Origin of the sequence: Streptomyces sp. NBC_01216, assembly GCF_035994945.1 — a bacterium.
Classification (GTDB): domain Bacteria; phylum Actinomycetota; class Actinomycetes; order Streptomycetales; family Streptomycetaceae; genus Streptomyces.
In genome coordinates this window covers 5643231-5659635 of sequence record NZ_CP108677.1, presented here as the reverse complement: position 1 = coordinate 5659635, position 16405 = coordinate 5643231, and the positions used below count along the sequence as shown (strand labels likewise).

Below are 16405 nucleotides of genomic sequence, written 5' to 3'. Positions count from 1 at the left end.
GCAGCTTAGGACCCCCACCCGGCCGGTGCCCGCGCGGGGGCCGCGCCCGGCCTACCCGTCGCCTTCGCGCTCCGCCAGGAAGCGCTCGAACTCCCGGCCGATCTCGTCCGCCGAGGGCAGATCGACGGGCTCCGCGACCAGGCTGCCCCGGGTCTCGGCGCCGGCCGCCGCGTCGTATTGGTGTTCAAGGCCCTGGACGAGCGCCACGAGCTCCTCGTCGCCCTCGCCGATCTGGCGGTCTATCTCCGTCTGGGTGCGCCGGGCCTCGGCCCGCAGGGCGTGCGCCACGGTCGGCAGAACCAGCCCGGTGGCCGCGGTGACGGCCTCCAGAACCGTCAGTGCCGCGTCGGGGTAGGCGGAGCGGGCGATGTAGTGCGGTACGTGCGCGGCGACGCCGAGGGTGTCGTGACCGGCCTGGGTGAGGCGGTACTCCACCAGCGACTCGGCGCTTCCGGGCACCTGCGCCTCGTCGAAGGGGCTGCGGTGGCCGGGCATCAGGTCGGTGCGGCTGCCGTGCGGGGTGAGACCCACGGGACGGGTGTGCGGAACGCCCATCGGAATGCCGTGGAAGTTCACCGCGAGCCGCACGCCGAGCCGTTCGACGATCTGGCGGACGGCCGCGGCGAAACGCTCCCACTCGACGTCCGGCTCGGGCCCGGAGAGCAGCAGGAAGGGTGCGCCGGTGGCGTCCTGGACGAGGCGGAGCTCGATCGCCGGGGTCTCGTACGCTGTCCAGCGGTCACGGCGGAAGGTGAGCAGAGGGCGGCGGGCGCGGTAGTCCACCAGACGGTCGTGGTCGAAGCGGGCCACCACTTGGTGGGGCAGCGAGCCGAGGAGCCTCTCCACGAGCTGCTCTCCGGCCTCGCCCGCGTCGATGTAACCGTCGAAGTGGTAGAGCATGACCAGCCCGGCCGACTCCTGTGCCAGGGCCATGTCCACCGCGGCCCGGCCCTTCCGGTCCCATTCGTACAAATCCTGGGGGTCAAGCACGATTTCCGCTCCTCCTCTGTTCCTGGTGCCGCGCCGGGTGAGGTGTGCCCGTCAAGGACGCGGCGTCCGGTGCGGCGCTTCGTGAGGTGCCGGACCGGCCTTGTAAGGGTCTACTCGGTCGATGCTGCAGTCGGGCGAAGTGCCGTGCCGGGCGTCACGGCGGGGCGAACCTCGGCTGACGCGGCACTGGAGGGAACGCCGTCCGGGGAGCGTCCATTCCCGGGCCCGTCGGCAGTCGGGCCGCCCGTGCGCGGATCGGTCCGGACCCCGACACGCCACGACCGGCGTCTCGTCGGCGAGCGGAGCATCGCGTCCGGCATCGCCGACGGCCACGGTGGACGGCCGGGCATCGCCCATCGCCCCGTGAAACGACACAAGGCCCGCCCCCCCGAGGGGAGCGGGCCTTGTGGCCTCAGCTGTTCAGCTGGCGCTCAGAGCCTCAGCTCTGGCCGCCGGCCAGCTTCTCGCGCAGGGCCGCCAGGGCCTCGTCCGACGCCAGGGCGCCGGAGTTGTCGTCCGACTCCGAGGAGTACGAACCACCGGAGACGCCCGCCGGGGCACCGGCCGGAGCGGCGGGGCCACCCTCGGCAGCGGCGGCCTCGTCGGCCTCGCGGGACTTGATGACCTGAGCCTGGTGCTGCTCGAAGCGCTGCTGCGCCTCGGCGTACTGGGTCTCCCAGGCCTCGCGCTGGGTCTCGTAGCCCTCGAGCCAGTCGTTGGTCTCGGGGTCGAAGCCCTCGGGGTAGATGTAGTTGCCCTGGTCGTCGTAGGACGCGGCCATGCCGTACAGGGTCGGGTCGAACTCGACCGAGGCCGGGTCGGCACCGAAGGACTCGTTGGCCTGCTTCAGCGAGAGGCTGATGCGACGACGCTCGAGGTCGATGTCGATGACCTTGACGAAGATCTCGTCGTTGACCTGGACGACCTGCTCCGGGATCTCCACGTGACGCTCGGCCAGCTCGGAGATGTGGACCAGGCCCTCGATGCCCTCGTCCACGCGGACGAACGCGCCGAACGGAACCAGCTTGGTGACCTTGCCGGGAACGACCTGGCCGATCTGGTGCGTGCGGGCGAACTGCTGCCACGGGTCCTCCTGCGTCGCCTTCAGCGACAGGGAGACACGCTCGCGGTCCATGTCCACGTCGAGGACCTCGACGGTGACCTCCTGGCCGACCTCGACGACCTCGGACGGGTGGTCGATGTGCTTCCAGGACAGCTCGGAGACGTGCACCAGGCCGTCGACGCCACCCAGGTCCACGAAGGCACCGAAGTTGACGATCGAGGACACGACGCCGGAGCGGACCTGACCCTTCTGGAGGGTCGTGAGGAAGGTCTGGCGGACCTCGGACTGGGTCTGCTCCAGCCAGGCACGGCGGGACAGGACCACGTTGTTGCGGTTCTTGTCCAGCTCGATGATCTTCGCCTCGAGCTCCTTGCCCACGTAGGGCTGGAGGTCGCGGACGCGACGCATCTCGACCAGGGAGGCCGGGAGGAAGCCGCGGAGGCCGATGTCGAGGATGAGACCACCCTTGACGACCTCGATGACGGTACCGGTGACGATGCCGTCCTCTTCCTTGATCTTCTCGATGGTGCCCCAGGCGCGCTCGTACTGGGCGCGCTTCTTCGAGAGGATCAGGCGGCCTTCCTTGTCCTCCTTCTGAAGGACCAGGGCCTCGATCTCGTCACCGACCTTGACGACCTCGTTCGGGTCGACGTCGTGCTTGATCGAGAGCTCGCGGCTCGGGATGACACCTTCGGTCTTGTAACCGATGTCGAGCAGGACCTCGTCCCGGTCGACCTTCACGATGACGCCGTCGACGATGTCGCCGTCGTTGAAGTACTTGATCGTCTCGTCGATCGCGGCGAGGAAGGCTTCCTCGTTACCGATGTCGTTGACCGCAACCTGCGGGGTGGTGGCGGTGGTCTCGGTGCTGCTCGTCATGTGGGAAAGGGCTCCGGTTACGGACAGAAAGTCGTAGGTACTGCTACGCCGAGAGCCCGTATCGCACCAAGAAGCCGGACAGCCAATGAAGCGCCGATCCCGCGAACGGGGGCGCCTCGAAAACCGAGGGGACATACAACAGGTGCGAGCGCGGCCTGCTCCGTCTGAGGCGCGCAGGCCCGCAGCGCAACCTTTAGCATACGGGGGCAGCCGGACAGGGTCAATGCGCGAAGCGCGCACCCGGGGCAGATCACCCCATAACCGGCGCAACTCGAGTCGCCCCAGGCCGTACCGGCCGCGGGGCCGCGCAGCCGCGCTGTGCGCAAACTACATCGACGGGCGAGATGAACCAAGAGTACGGACCGGAAGACGAGGGCGGCTTCGAGCCGGAGGCGACGCGGCGTGACGCCGGTGACGCGGAGAGCAGCCGGGCCAGTCGCGTCTGGTGGGACCGCAACGCCGACGCTTACCAGACCGAGCACGGAGCGTTCCTCGGGGACGACCGTTTCGTCTGGGGCCCCGAGGGACTCGACGAGGCGGAAGCCGAGCTGCTGGGCCCGGCGGACCTGCTGAAGGGGCGCGACGTGCTGGAGATCGGCGCCGGTGCGGCGCAGTGCTCCCGGTGGCTGGCCGGGCGAGGCGCGCGACCGGTGGCGCTCGATCTGTCCCACCGGCAGCTCCAGCACGCGCTGCGGATCGGGGCGGACGTCCCGCTGGTCGAGGCCGACGCCTGCGCGCTGCCGTTCCGGGACGGCTCCTTCGACCTCGCGTGCTCGGCGTACGGCGCGGTTCCCTTCGTCGCCGACCCGGTGCGGGTGTTCCGAGAGGTGCGCCGGGTCCTGCGGCCGAGCGGGCGCTGGGTCTTCTCGGTGACCCACCCCGTCCGATGGGCCTTCCCGGACGAGCCCGGCCCCGAGGGCCTGTCGGTCGCGGCCTCGTACTTCGACCGCACCCCCTATGTGGAACAGGACGAGCAGGGACGGGCCGTCTACGTGGAGCACCACCGGACGATCGGCGACCGGGTGCGCGACGTGGTGGCCGGCGGTTTCCGGCTGCTCGACCTGGTCGAACCGGAGTGGCCGGCCTGGAACAGCCAGGAATGGGGCGGCTGGTCCCCGTTGCGCGGCAACCTCATCCCAGGTTCGGCGATCTTCGTCTGCGAGCGGGACGAGCGGTCCTGAGACCCGTCGGGCGGTACCGCGCCGCCGGGGCGCGACCGGCGGACACCTCGTCGCCCCGGCCCGGCCGGCGCACCGCCGGTCCCAGCCGTCACGAGACCGGCGCGCCGGACGGCTCCCGGCGGCCCTCGGAGCCGGCGGTCCCCCGGACCCGACGGACTCCATAAGTCCTATGAACAGCTGGGGCCTGTGGACAGCGGGGGCCGCCGTCTCCGCCGAGGGACGAGACTGAGGTCGTGATCCGAAACGACGTTCTCGACCGTCTCCCCGTCCGCCATGCCGTACCCGAGCTGCTGACCGCGCTCGAGGAGCGCGGCACGGCGGTACTGTCCGCGCCTCCCGGCACCGGCAAGACCACGCTGGTACCGCTGGCGCTGGCCGGACTCATAGGGAGCGGTCCGCGACGGCGGGTGCTGGTGGCCGAGCCGCGCCGGATGGCGGTCCGGGCGGCGGCACGCCGCATGGCGTGGCTGCTCGGCGAGGAGCCCGGCGGAACCGTCGGGTTCTCCGTGCGCGGGGAACGCCGGAAGGGACCCGCCACCCGCGTGGAGGTGGTCACCACGGGCGTCCTGCTCCAACGGCTCCAGCGTGACCCGGAGCTCCCGGACGTGGACGTGGTGCTGCTCGACGAGTGCCACGAGCGTCATCTGGACGCGGACACCGCGATGGCGTTCCTCGTCGACGTACGGGCGACGCTGCGCCCCGATCTGTGCCTGATCGCGGCCTCCGCGACGAGCGACGCCCCGGCGTGGGCGGAGCTGCTCACGGTCCTCGACGGAAGCGGACCGGCGCCCGTGGTGGAGAGCACCGGGGAGGCGCACGGGTACCGCGTCTTCTTCGCCGCGCCTCCGTCGGGGGTGCGCCCCGCGCACGGCACCTGGGTGGACCCGGCGCTGCTGCGTCATGTGGCGGCCACGGTGCGGCGGGCGATGGACCGGCACGAGGGGGACGTGCTGTGCTTCCTGCCGGGGACGGGCGAGATCGCGCGGGTCGCCGGGTTGCTCGGCGACGTCGACGCGGACGTGTTCCCGTTGCACGGGCGGGCGCCGGCGGCCGTGCAGGACGCGGTGCTGCGGGGTTCCGGGCCGGGCCTCCGTCGCCGGGTGGTGCTGTCCACCTCGGTGGCGGAGTCGAGCCTGACCGTCCCGGGGGTCCGGGTCGTCGTGGACTCGGGGCTCGCGCGGGAGCCGCGGATGGACCATGCCAGAGGGCTGGGGTCCCTGGCGACGGTTCCGGTGTCGGTCGCGGCGGCGACGCAGCGCGCCGGGCGCTCCATGCGGGAGGCGGCGGGCGCTGTCTACCGCTGCTGGTCCGAGGCGGAGGACGGGAACCGCTCCCGGTTCCCGTCGCCGGAGATCAGGATCGCCGACCTGACGTCCTTCGCGCTGCGGGCGGCGTGCTGGGGTGATCCGAGCGCGGCCGGGCTCGCGCTCCTCGACGGCCCTCCGGCCGGGGCGATGGCCGCGGCCCGCTCCGTGCTGGCGGCGATCGGCGCGGTGGACGAGGACGGTCGGGTGTCGGACCGGGGTGTGCGGATGTCCCGGATCGGGGTGCAGCCGCGGCTCGCGCGGGCTCTGCTGGACGGCGCACCGGAGGTCGGCGCCCGGCGGGCGGCCGAGGTGGTGGCGCTGCTGAGCGAGGAGCCGCCGCGCGAGTACGGCGACGATCTGGCGGTCGCCTGGCGGGCCGCGCGTCGGGGCGGTGACGGGTACGCGGCCCGTTGGAAGACGGAGGCGCGGAGGCTGGAGCGCTCGGTGGGGGAGCCGGTCGGCGCCGGCACGGGGAAGGGAGCCGGTGACGGGGGCGGTGCCTCCGTCGCGGGGCGTGCGGAGGGGCCGGTGCGGGGGGACGACGCCGTGGCGGGCTTGGTGACGGCGCTGGCGTTTCCCGAGCGGGTGGCGCGTGCCCGGGAGGGCCGGGGGTTGCTGATGGTGTCCGGTACGGGTGCGGAGCTCTCCGCGGGCTCGGTCCTGCGCGACGCTCCCTGGCTGGCCGTCGCCGTGGCGGACCGTACGGCGCGTGACGCGACGGCGAGGGTGCGGCTGGCGGCCGTGGCGGACGAGGAGGTGGCGCGCGCCGCGGCCGGCCGGCTGCTCGCGGAGGACGAGGAGGTTCGCTGGGAGGACGGTGATGTCGTCGCCCGGTCCGTCTCCCGTCTCGGGGCGGTCGAGCTGACGGTACGTCCGCTGCGGGACGATGCCGATCCCGGGCTGGTGCGGGCGGCGCTGCTGGACGGTCTACGGCGTGACGGGCTGGGGTTGCTGCGGTGGAGCCGGGAGTCGGCGGAGCTGCGGCGGCGACTGGGCTTCCTGCGCCGGGTGCTGGGCGCACCGTGGCCGGACGTCACGGAGGGCGGTCTGCTCGACCGGGCGGAGGAGTGGCTGGAGCCCGAGCTGTCACGGGCGCGGCGGCGGGCCGATCTGGGCCGGATCGACGCCGGCCGGTCGCTCCAGCGTCTGCTGCCCTGGGGGTCGGGTGAGGCGGCCCGGCTGGACGAGCTGGCGCCCGAGCGGATCGAGGTGCCGAGTGGATCGCGGATACGGGTCGACTACGGCGGCGAGCAGCCGGTGCTGGCGGTGAAGCTCCAGGAGATGTTCGGCCTGGCCGAGACGCCTCGGGTGGCGGGTGTGCCGGTTTTGGTCCATCTGCTCTCCCCCGCGGGGCGCCCGGCGGCGGTGACGGCGGATCTGGCCTCGTTCTGGCGGGAGGGCTATCGCTCGGTGCGGGCGGAACTGCGGGGGCGGTATCCCCGGCATCCGTGGCCGGAGGACCCACGGAGCGCGCCGCCTACCCGGTACACCCGGGCGCGGTCCGAGAGGGGGTGACCGGGTCCGGGGCGGCGCGTCGACCGCGGGCCTCCAGCCAGAGGGCGAGGGCGAGCAGCGCGAGGCTGGTTCCCGCGAAGGTCCACGGCAGCCAGGAGGTGAGGAGGAGGATGGGGGTGCGGTTGGCCCTGACCAGTTCGGCGGTGCTCCGGAGGGAGTCCTCGCGCATCTTCACGTGGCCCGCGAAGACGGTGACGGTGTCCTGGCCCATGAGGGCGCGGGCGTTGCGGAGCTCCTCCCGGTGGACCTCCTCGCCGTTGACGGGTGCCCCGGTCACCGGGTCGACCCAGAACATGCGCCGGGTGGTGTACCAGCGGGTGAGGCCGGTCCTGGCGAGGAGTTCGGGGGTGATGCCCTCGACGGGCATCGACTTGGGCATGGGGACCTCGGTCCAGGGGATGTCCTGCTCGAAGTAGTAGACCTCCATCCCCCGGAAGTCCCGGACACCCTTGTAGTGGATCGGGGCGGAGGCACGGGTCTGGGCGTCGAAGTACTGGTAGTCCCGCTTCTCGGTCAGGAAGGGCCATTTGAACTCGATACCCTCCCGCCGGACGGCGTCGCCGTCCACCATCTCGCCTGTGGCGTGGACGGGGTCCTGGGTGTGGGCGTCGAAGACGTATCGCTCGGGAACCTGGGAGACCATCTTGCCGTCGGGGCCGATGACGTGGGAGAGCGAGTCCCAGACGACGACGTCCCGGCCGGCGTCCCGCTCGATCCGTCGCGACTCCTCGACGTTGCCCTTGAGGGTCTGGACGATCGTGATCTTCTCGACCTTCTCGGCCTTGAGCGTGGAGTAGTCGAGCAGGGTCGCGGGCTTCGCCTCCAGGACCGTCACCTGGTATTGGTTCGGCGGGATCTTCACCGCCCGGGGAAACACGTACCAGCGCAGGGTGGGAGCCATCGAGGCGAAGCAGACGGCGAGGGAGAGCAGCGCGAGGCTCGCCAGGCGGCGCATGGGCGCACCTCCTACTTCAGGGGGCCGGGGTCGGCGGTGAGGAGAGGGCGGGGAGAGGTGGGGCCTTCGGGCGGCAGATCCACCCAGGCGAAGAGCAGCACGACCAGGAGGGCGGGGAGCAGCCCGATGGCGGCGGCGACAAGGGCGCGCACGGTTCGGCCTCCCGGTACTCGATCTGATGTAGCGTCAGGTCGGGGGCACCGTAGCAACGCGACCGCGAGATGAGAACACGTCGTACCCGGAACGCGGTGTGCCGCCTCGCCGTCCGGTCGGGCGGCGAGGCGGCACGAAGAGAGGAGGAGCCGGAGGCTCAGGTGGCCGGAGAGGCCGACGGCGAAGGAGCGGAGCCTGTCGAGGTCGGCGTCGGGCTCGGCGTCGAGGCGGGAGGTGAGGTCGGCGACGACGTCGGGGTGGGAGTCGGGGTCGGGGTCGGCGTGGGAGTCGGGGTCGGCTTCGGGGCCGGCTCGGCGGTGGTGACCTTCAGAAGGATGTCCACGGTGCCCCCTCCCGGGGCCGTCAGGCGCAGCACGAAGGTGCCCGCCTGGTCGTCCGCGAAGAGGTCGGGGAGGGTGAGCAGCCCCTTCTCGTCGGTCCTGAGACCGGTGAGGGTCCGGACCGGATCGCCCTTCGCGTCCTTGAAGTGCGGCCCCTCGGCGGCGGGCTGCGGATCCTCGCCGGCCGTGAGGACGGCGGCGGTGAGACCCACCGAGGCGGCGGGGGCGCCGTCGAGGGTGGCCTTCACCAGGATCCGGTCGGCGAAGCCGGAGGAGGTGACGGCGGTCAGCTCCTCGGTGTCGGCGGCCAGGGCGTCGGCCTGCCGGACCGTGACGGTCGCGGTGAAATCGACGGGCAGCAGCTTGCGCCCCTCGACTGACGCCCGCACGGTGAACGCCCCCGGCTGCTCGCCCGCCCGGACGGCCGGGGAGACGACCTTGCCCTGCGGGCCGGTGGTGACGGTGATGCTCTTCGCTCCGCCGCCGAAGTGGGAGTCGGTGGTGCCGACGATCTCGAAGCGCACGGCCAGACCGGCGACCGGCTCGCCCGCGGCGTCCAGCGCCACGATCGTGGGGCGCGCGGCGAAGACGCCGCCGGCGGTCGCCTGGAGCGTGCCGGTCCCGGAGTCGGCGAGCCGCGCCACGCGGGCGACCGGGGGCTGCGTCACGGGCGGCGGGGTCGGCGGGGGCGTGGTGGGCTTCGACGGGCTGGGCGAGGGCGAGGGCGTCACGGGCTTCGACGGGCTGGGGGTGACCGGGGACGGCGAGGGACTCTGGCCACTGCTCGGGACGTCGCCGCGGTCCGCCGGGAGCACGCCGGTCCCGTCCGGGACCTGATGGGTGCCGCGCTTGTAGTACTCGAACCAGGAGAGGACCGTGTTGAGGTACTCGGTCGAGCGGTTGTAGCTGAGGATCGCCCGGTCCAGGTCGGCCTTGACCGCGAGGTCGCGGTTGCCGGCGCAGAGGTAGAGACCGGCCGCCTGCGCGGCGTCGTAGATGTTGTTGGGGTCCTTGCGGCCGTCGCCGTTGGCGTCCTGGCCCCAGGTAGCCCACGTGGAGGGGATGAACTGCATCGGGCCGACGGCGCGGTCGTGCTTCGTGTCCCCGTCGTAGGCGCCGTGATCGGTGTCCGAGATGTCGGCGAAGCCGACGCCGTTGAGCACCGGACCCAGGATGGGCGAGAGCGTGGTGCCGTCGGCGTTCACCCGGCCGCCCCGCGCCTGGCCCGACTCGACCTTTCCGATGCCGGCGAGGAGCTGCCAGGGAAGGTGACAGGAGGGATCGCTGGACCGTATGGACTGTTCGGCGCGCTTGTAGGCGGCGAGCACGGACGCGGGTATCCCCGCCTCGGCCGGACCGGTCACGATCGGCGTGTCCAGCGCGGTACCGGGCTTGTTGGGCGTGTTCAGCGGCGGCAGGGCCGTGTAGTAGGGGGAGTCGCCGGTCGCGGAGCCGTCCGGGGGCACCGACGGATCGCCGATGCCGAGGGCCTGGTCCCCGCTCGTGTTGTCGGTGGGCGGGGGTGTCACTCCCGGGGCCTGCGAGGCGGCCAGCGCGGCCACCGCCGCGGCCACCACAGCGCTACTGGTGGCCCCCTTGCGCAGCCGACGGCCCAATTGCGCTGCCATGCCTACGGTCCCCTCCCCTTGGCCTGCGCCCGCGCTCCCCGCGCGAGACCCAGGCGACCCTACGACAACTCCGGACCCCGGGACACCGGGTTCTGATCGTGCTTCACGCCTTCGTCACGTCTCGGCCGCATACCCTCGCGAGGAAATCACCCCCCGCATACTGGACATCTCCGCCGACCGCCGACGCAAGGACCCTGGTGGCCGGCCCGGATCCTGAGGGGGACCATCGATGCCGTTCACGTTGAGCCATGCCGCCGCGATGCTACCGGTCATCAGACGGGACGGCACCGCGCGGGGACCGCTCATCGCCTCAGCGCTCGTGGCGGGTTCGTTCTCGCCCGACATGACCTACTTCGCCGCCACGGCGATCCCGGGCGCGATGCTCTTCGGCAGCGTCACGCACTCGGCGGTGGGAGTCGTCACGGTCGACGTGTTCATCACCGCGGCGCTGGTGGCGGCATGGCTGGTGGTGCGCGAGCCGCTGGTGGCGCTGCTCCCCACGCGATGGCGGGGGCGGGTCCACGGCCTCGTACGGGGACGCTCCTGGCGCGGGCGACGGGCTCCGGTCCTGGCCGGGTGGTTCTGTCTGTCCGCGGTACTCGGGGCGACCACGCACGTCGTGTGGGACTCCTTCACCCATCCCGACCGCTGGGGCACACGGGCGATTCCGTTCCTCGGCGAGCTCGTGGCCGGGTTCCCGGTCTATCTGTACGCGCAATACGGGGGTTCCGCTCTGGCCCTGGGCCTGCTGGTGTGGTTCGCGGTCCGGGCGCTGCGCGCGACACGCCCGGACGCGGCCCCGCCGGTGGAGGTCGCGGTACTGGACCGGCGCGGGCGCCGACTGGCCTACGGGCTGATCGGGACGTGCCTCCTCGCCGGCATCGTGCACCGCTGCCTGCGCTTCTACGCGTACTGGGGCCGGATCGACAAGCCGCTGGACCTCATTCCGACGGCCTGCTTCGGTGCGGGCGCGGGACTGGCCGCCGGAATCCTGCTGTACGGGGCGTGGATGCGGCTGCGCAGGACCGCCGTCCCCGCGGAGCCGACCGGCAGCCCCGAGGCCGGCCCGCCCGCCGGGGACCGGGCCTCGCCGCCGGCCCGCTCGGGGCGCCCCCACTGACCCTCGGGCCGGGCCTCGGGGCGCAACGGGCACGAAGACGCGGCGGCGCAGGACGGAACGACGCAAGACGGGGCGGCATGGTCAGTGCGCGGCCGACTCCCAGTCCGGGCCGACGCCCACCGAGACGTCGAGCGGCGCGCGCAGGGTGACGGCGGCGGACATCTCACGGCGCACCAGGGCCTCGACCTGTTCCCGCTCCCCCGGCACGATCTCCAGCACGATCTCGTCGTGCACCTGGAGGAGCATCCGGGAGGTGAGACCGGCCTCGGTCAGCGCCCGGTCGACGTTCAGCATGGCGACCTTCACGATGTCCGCCGCCGTGCCCTGGATCGGAGCGTTCAGCGCCATGCGCTCCGCCGCCTCGCGGCGCTGGCGGTTGTCGCTGTTCAGGTCCGGGAGATAGCGACGACGCCCGAGCATCGTCTCGGTGTAGCCCGTGGCACGGGCCTCGTCGACCACCCGGCGCAGATAGTCCCGCACCCCGCCGAAACGCTCGAAGTACGTGTCCATCAGGGCACGCGCCTCGCCCGCCTCGATGTTCAGCTGCTGGGAGAGGCCGAAGGCGGACAGGCCGTACGCCAGGCCGTAGGACATGGCCTTGATCTTGCGGCGCATCTCCGCGTCGACGGCGGACCGCTCGACGCCGAAGACCTGCGAGGCGACCGTGGTGTGCAGGTCCTCGCCCGAGGTGAACGCCTCGATGAGGCCCTGGTCCTCGGAGAGGTGGGCCATCACCCGCAGTTCGATCTGGCTGTAGTCGGCGGTCATCAGGCCCTCGAAGCCCTCGCCCACGACGAAGCCGTGCCGGATCGCCCGGCCCTCGTCCGTGCGGACCGGCACGTTCTGCAGGTTCGGGTCGGTGGACGACAGACGCCCGGTCGCGGCCACCGTCTGGCTGAAGGTGGTGTGGATGCGGCCGTCCGCGGCGATGGTCTTGACCAGGCCCTCGACCGTGGAGCGCAGCCGGGCCTGCTCTCGGTGCCGGAGCATGATCACCGGCAGTTCGTGCTCCGTCTGGCCCGCCAGCCAGGCGAGGGCGTCGGCGTCCGTGGTGTACCCGGTCTTGGTCTTCTTCGTCTTGGGCAGGTTCAGCTCGCCGAAGAAGACCTCCTGCAGCTGCTTGGGCGAGCCGAGGTTGAACTCGTGGCCGACCGACGCGTGCGCCTCCTTCACGGCCTGCTGCACGGCGCCCGCGAACTGCTGCTCCATGGCTTCCAGATGGGCCCGGTCGGCGGCGATGCCGTGCCGCTCCAGACGGGCCAGGAGCGCGGAGGTGGGCAGCTCGACGTCGTGCAGGAGCTCACGGGCGCCCACCTCGCCGAGCCTCTCCTCGAAGGCCGCCCCCAGATCGAGCACGGTGCGGGCCTGCGCCATCAGGGCCTCGGCCTCGGCGGTGTCGTCGGCGCCGAAGGCGAGCTGGCCGTCGGCGGCGGCGGCCGGGGCCAGCTCCCTGCCGAGGTACTCGACGGACAGCGCGTCGAGCGCGAAGGAGCGTCGGCCCGGCTTCACCAGGTAGGCGGCGAGCGCGGTGTCCATGGTGACACCGGCGACGCTCCAGCCGTGTTCCGGGAAGACCCGCATCGCGCCCTTGGCGTTGTGCAGCACCTTGGGCCGGTCCGGGGCGGCGATCCATTCGGCGAAGGCGCGCTCGTCCGCCTCGTCGAGCCTCGTGGGGTCGAACCAGGCCGCGGGGCCCTCCGCGGTGGCGAGGGCGATCTCGGCGACGTTGCCGGTGCCGAGCGCCCAGCTGTCGACTGTGGCCATCCCCAGCGGCTCCCCGGCGTGCTCCGCCAGCCAGGGGGCGAGCTCGCCGGCACGGAGGACCGAGCCGTCCAGCTCGACGCCCGCGGCCGGCTCCGGGGCCTGCTCCTCACCCGCTCCGGGGTCCACGGCGAGCAGCCGCTCCCGCAGTGAGGGGTTGCGGATCTCCAGGGTGTCGAGGACGAGCGCGACGGCCGTACGGTCGTATGGGGCGCGTTCCAGGTCGCCGACCGTGCGGGGCAGCGCCACGTCGCGGACCATCTCGGTCAGCACCCGGTTCAGCTTCACGGCCTCCAGGTGGTCCCGGAGATTCTGCCCCGCCTTGCCCTTGACCTCCTCGGCGCGCTCGACCAGCTCGGCGAAGGAACCGAACTGGTTGATCCACTTGGCGGCCGTCTTCTCGCCGACGCCAGGGATTCCGGGAAGGTTGTCGGACGGGTCGCCTCGCAGGGCGGCGAAGTCCGGGTACTGCCGGGGAGTCAGGCCGTACTTCTCCTCGACCTTCCCCGGGGTGAAACGGGTCAGCTCGGAGACGCCCTTGGTCGGGTACAGCACCGTCACGTGGTCGGTGATCAGCTGGAAGGAGTCCCGGTCGCCGGTGACGATCAGAACCTCGAAGCCCTCCGCCTCGGCCCGCGTGGCGAGCGTGGCGATCACGTCGTCCGCCTCGAAGCCCTCGACCGCGAAGCGCTCCACGTGCATGGCGTCGAGCAGCTCGCCGATCAGCTCCACCTGCCCCTTGAACTCGTCCGGGGTCTTGGAACGGTTCGCCTTGTACTCCGGGAACTCCTCGGAGCGCCATGTCTTGCGGGACACGTCGAACGCGACCGCGAAGTGCGTGGGCGCCTCGTCGCGGAGCGTGTTCGCCAGCATCGACGCGAAGCCGTAGATGGCGTTGGTCGGCTGCCCCGTCGCGGTGGTGAAGTTCTCCGCGGGCAGTGCGAAGAAAGCCCGGTACGCGAGGGAGTGCCCGTCCATGAGGAGCAGGCGGGGACGGGGGTCTGCGGTCTTCTTCGATGCTGTCTCGGCCACGGGTCGATCCTGCCACGGACCGCTGACAATCCCCTCCACACCGACCTTACGTGGAGCTTTGTCGGTCACGCGTGACAGGATCGGGGGGTACGTCACCGCACGGACGCTCAAGGGAGAGCGCGATGGTCAGCAAGCCGCCCGCCGGCGACCCGGTCCAGGACGCCCCACAGGTCGGGGCGCCGCAGCACGCCGCGGCCGGGCTGCCCGCCATCGGCCACACCCTCAGGATCGCGCAGGCGCAGATGGGTGTGCGGCGCACCGCGCGGACCCTCCGCAAGGTCAACCAGAAGGACGGCTTCGACTGCCCGGGCTGCGCCTGGCCGGAGGGCGACGAGCGGCACGTGGCGGAGTTCTGCGAGAACGGGGCGAAGGCCGTCGCCGAGGAGGCGACCCTGCGCCGGGTCACTCCCGCGTTCTTCGCCGCGCACCCGCTGTCCGACCTGGTGGACCGCAGCGGCTACTGGCTGGGGCAGCAGGGCCGGATCACCGAACCGGCGTACCTGCCGGAGGGCGCGGACCGGTACGAGCCGGTCAGCTGGGAGCGTGCCTTCGCGATCATCGCCGAGGAGCTGGGGGCGCTCGCCTCCCCGGACGAGGCGCTCTTCTACACGTCGGGGCGCACGAGCAACGAGGCCGCGTTCCTGCTGCAGCTCTTCGCCCGCGAGTTCGGCACGAACAACCTGCCGGACTGCTCGAACATGTGCCACGAGTCGTCCGGCTCCGCGCTCAACGAGACGATCGGCGTCGGCAAGGGCAGCGTCTCGCTGGAGGACCTCCACCAGGCCGACCTGATCATCGTGGCCGGGCAGAACCCGGGCACGAACCATCCGCGGATGCTCTCGGCGCTGGAGAAGGCCAAGGCGGCCGGAGCCCGGATCATCTCGGTGAACCCGCTGCCCGAAGCGGGCCTCGAGCGGTTCAAGAACCCGCAGACCCCGCGGGGGATGATCAGCGGAGCCGCGCTCACCGACCTCTTCCTGCAGATCCGCATCGGCGGCGACCAGGCTCTGTTCCGTCTGCTCAACCGGCTGATCCTGGAGACGGAGGGGGCGGTCGACGAGGAGTTCGTCCGCGCGCACACCCACGGATACGAGGACTTCGCCACGGCCGCCCGCGCCGCGGACTGGGACGAGACGCTCGCCGCGACCGGTCTGGACCGCGGGGAGATCGAGCGGGCCCTGGAGATGGTGCTCGCCTCGCGGCGGACGATCGTCTGCTGGGCGATGGGACTCACCCAGCACAAGCATTCCGTGCCCACCATCCGCGAGGTGGTCAACTTCCTCCTGCTGCGCGGCGACATCGGGCGGCCCGGCGCCGGTGTGTGCCCGGTCCGCGGTCACTCCAACGTGCAGGGCGACCGCACGATGGGGATCTTCGAGCGTCCCGCTCCCGCCTTCCTGGACGCGCTGGACCAGGAGTTCGGGATCGTGTCGCCGCGCCGTCACGGTTTCGACGTGGTGCGCTCGATCCAGGCCCTGCGCGACGGCGAGGCGAAGGTCTTCTTCGCGATGGGCGGCAACTTCGTGGGGGCCACGCCCGACACGGAGGTCACCGAGGCGGCGATGCGGCGGGCCCGGCTGACGGTGCACGTCTCGACCAAGCTGAACCGCTCGCACGCGGTCACCGGCACCCGGGCGCTGATCCTGCCCACGCTGGGCCGCACCGACAAGGACGTCCAGCGCGGCGGCCGTCAGTTCGTGACGGTCGAGGACTCCATGGGGCTCGTGCACGCCTCGCGCGGGAACCTGCCGCCGGCGAGCCCTCACCTCCTGTCCGAGCCGGCCATCGTGGCCCGCATGGCCCGCGCGGTGCTCGGCGCCGCCTCGGCCACGCCGTGGGAGGAGTTCGAGCGGGACTACGCCACGATCCGCGACCGCATCGCCCGCGTGGTCCCCGGCTTCTCCGACTTCAACGCCCGGCTCGCCGCGCACCCGGGCGGCTTCGCCCTGCCGCACGCGCCGCGCGACGAACGCCGCTTCCCCACGGCCACCGGCAAGGCCAACTTCACCGCCGCGCCGGTCGAGTACCCCGTCGTGCCCGAGGGCCGGCTGCTGTTGCAGACCCTGCGCTCGCACGACCAGTACAACACCACGATCTACGGTCTCGACGACCGCTACCGCGGCATCCGGGGCGGCCGGCGCGTCGTCCTGGTGCACCCGGAGGACGCGGCGGCGCTGGGCCTGGCGGACGGGGCCTACACGGACCTGGTCAGCGAGTGGACGGACGGCAGCGAGCGACGGGCACCCGGATTCCGGGTCGTGCACTACCCGACGGCGCGGGGCTGCGCGGCGGCGTACTACCCGGAGACCAACGTCCTGGTACCGCTGGAGTCGACCGCGGACGTCAGCAACACCCCCGCCAGCAAGTCCGTGATCGTGCGTCTGGAACAATCACAGTCCGTCTAAGCGTTCGCTCAGGCGGGCGCGCTGGCCGGCAGGGCAGCCGTATCAGAAGCCGTACGAAGACGAACGGAGCCGGGC

General features: G+C 72.2%; 10 protein-coding genes. 4 read left to right on the top strand and 6 right to left on the bottom strand.

Annotated elements, in window-relative coordinates:
• Positions 1-51 precede the first annotated feature (51 nt).
• Together OG393_RS25345 and rpsA are read right to left on the bottom strand one after the other, a co-directional pair.
• Entirely contained in the window at positions 52-990 is a 939-nt protein-coding gene (locus tag OG393_RS25345; RefSeq protein ID WP_327377006.1) for a PAC2 family protein, read from the bottom strand.
• 439 nt (positions 991-1429) lie between these two features.
• Entirely contained in the window at positions 1430-2932 is a 1503-nt protein-coding gene (rpsA, locus tag OG393_RS25340; RefSeq protein ID WP_327377005.1) for a 30S ribosomal protein S1, read from the bottom strand.
• 344 nt (positions 2933-3276) lie between these two features.
• Here rpsA and OG393_RS25335 point away from each other — a divergent pair, with 344 nt between their 5' ends.
• Entirely contained in the window at positions 3277-4113 is an 837-nt protein-coding gene (locus OG393_RS25335) for a class I SAM-dependent methyltransferase (protein WP_327377004.1), read from the top strand.
• A gap of 233 nt (positions 4114-4346) precedes the next feature.
• Positions 4347-6935, top strand: a complete 2589-nt coding sequence (hrpB, locus tag OG393_RS25330; protein ID WP_327377003.1) for an ATP-dependent helicase HrpB — start codon at positions 4347-4349, stop codon at positions 6933-6935.
• Here the strand turns inward: hrpB and OG393_RS25325 are convergent.
• The 3 genes from OG393_RS25325 to OG393_RS25315 all read right to left on the bottom strand — a co-directional run bounded on the left by OG393_RS25325 (position 6898) and on the right by OG393_RS25315 (position 10012).
• Entirely contained in the window at positions 6898-7890 is a 993-nt protein-coding gene (locus tag OG393_RS25325) for a DUF3068 domain-containing protein (protein WP_327377002.1), read from the bottom strand. The two genes, hrpB and OG393_RS25325, sit on opposite strands and share 38 nt — an antisense overlap.
• An 11-nt stretch (positions 7891-7901) precedes the next feature.
• Complete coding sequence (locus OG393_RS25320) at positions 7902-8042, bottom strand: SPW_0924 family protein (RefSeq protein ID WP_327377001.1); 141 nt, start codon at positions 8040-8042, stop codon at positions 7902-7904.
• Positions 8043-8200: 158 nt separating this feature from the next.
• A complete protein-coding gene (locus tag OG393_RS25315; RefSeq protein WP_327377000.1) occupies positions 8201-10012 on the bottom strand; it encodes a lytic transglycosylase domain-containing protein in 1812 nt (603 codons plus the stop codon).
• A gap of 229 nt (positions 10013-10241) precedes the next feature.
• Between OG393_RS25315 and OG393_RS25310 the strand changes: the two genes are divergently transcribed.
• Positions 10242-11132 carry a DUF4184 family protein gene (locus tag OG393_RS25310; RefSeq protein WP_327376999.1) on the top strand — a complete coding sequence of 297 codons (891 nt, stop codon included), beginning with the start codon at positions 10242-10244 and terminating at the stop codon, positions 11130-11132.
• Positions 11133-11213: 81 nt separating this feature from the next.
• On the opposite strand, the gene polA is transcribed toward OG393_RS25310, so the two are convergent.
• The gene (gene polA, locus OG393_RS25305) at positions 11214-13925 is read right to left on the bottom strand and encodes a DNA polymerase I (RefSeq protein ID WP_327376998.1); all 2712 of its coding nucleotides are present in this window, start codon (positions 13923-13925) and stop codon (positions 11214-11216) included.
• 122 nt (positions 13926-14047) lie between these two features.
• Here polA and OG393_RS25300 point away from each other — a divergent pair, with 122 nt between their 5' ends.
• A complete protein-coding gene (locus tag OG393_RS25300) occupies positions 14048-16330 on the top strand; it encodes an FdhF/YdeP family oxidoreductase (protein WP_327376997.1) in 2283 nt (760 codons plus the stop codon).
• Positions 16331-16405 lie beyond the last annotated feature (75 nt).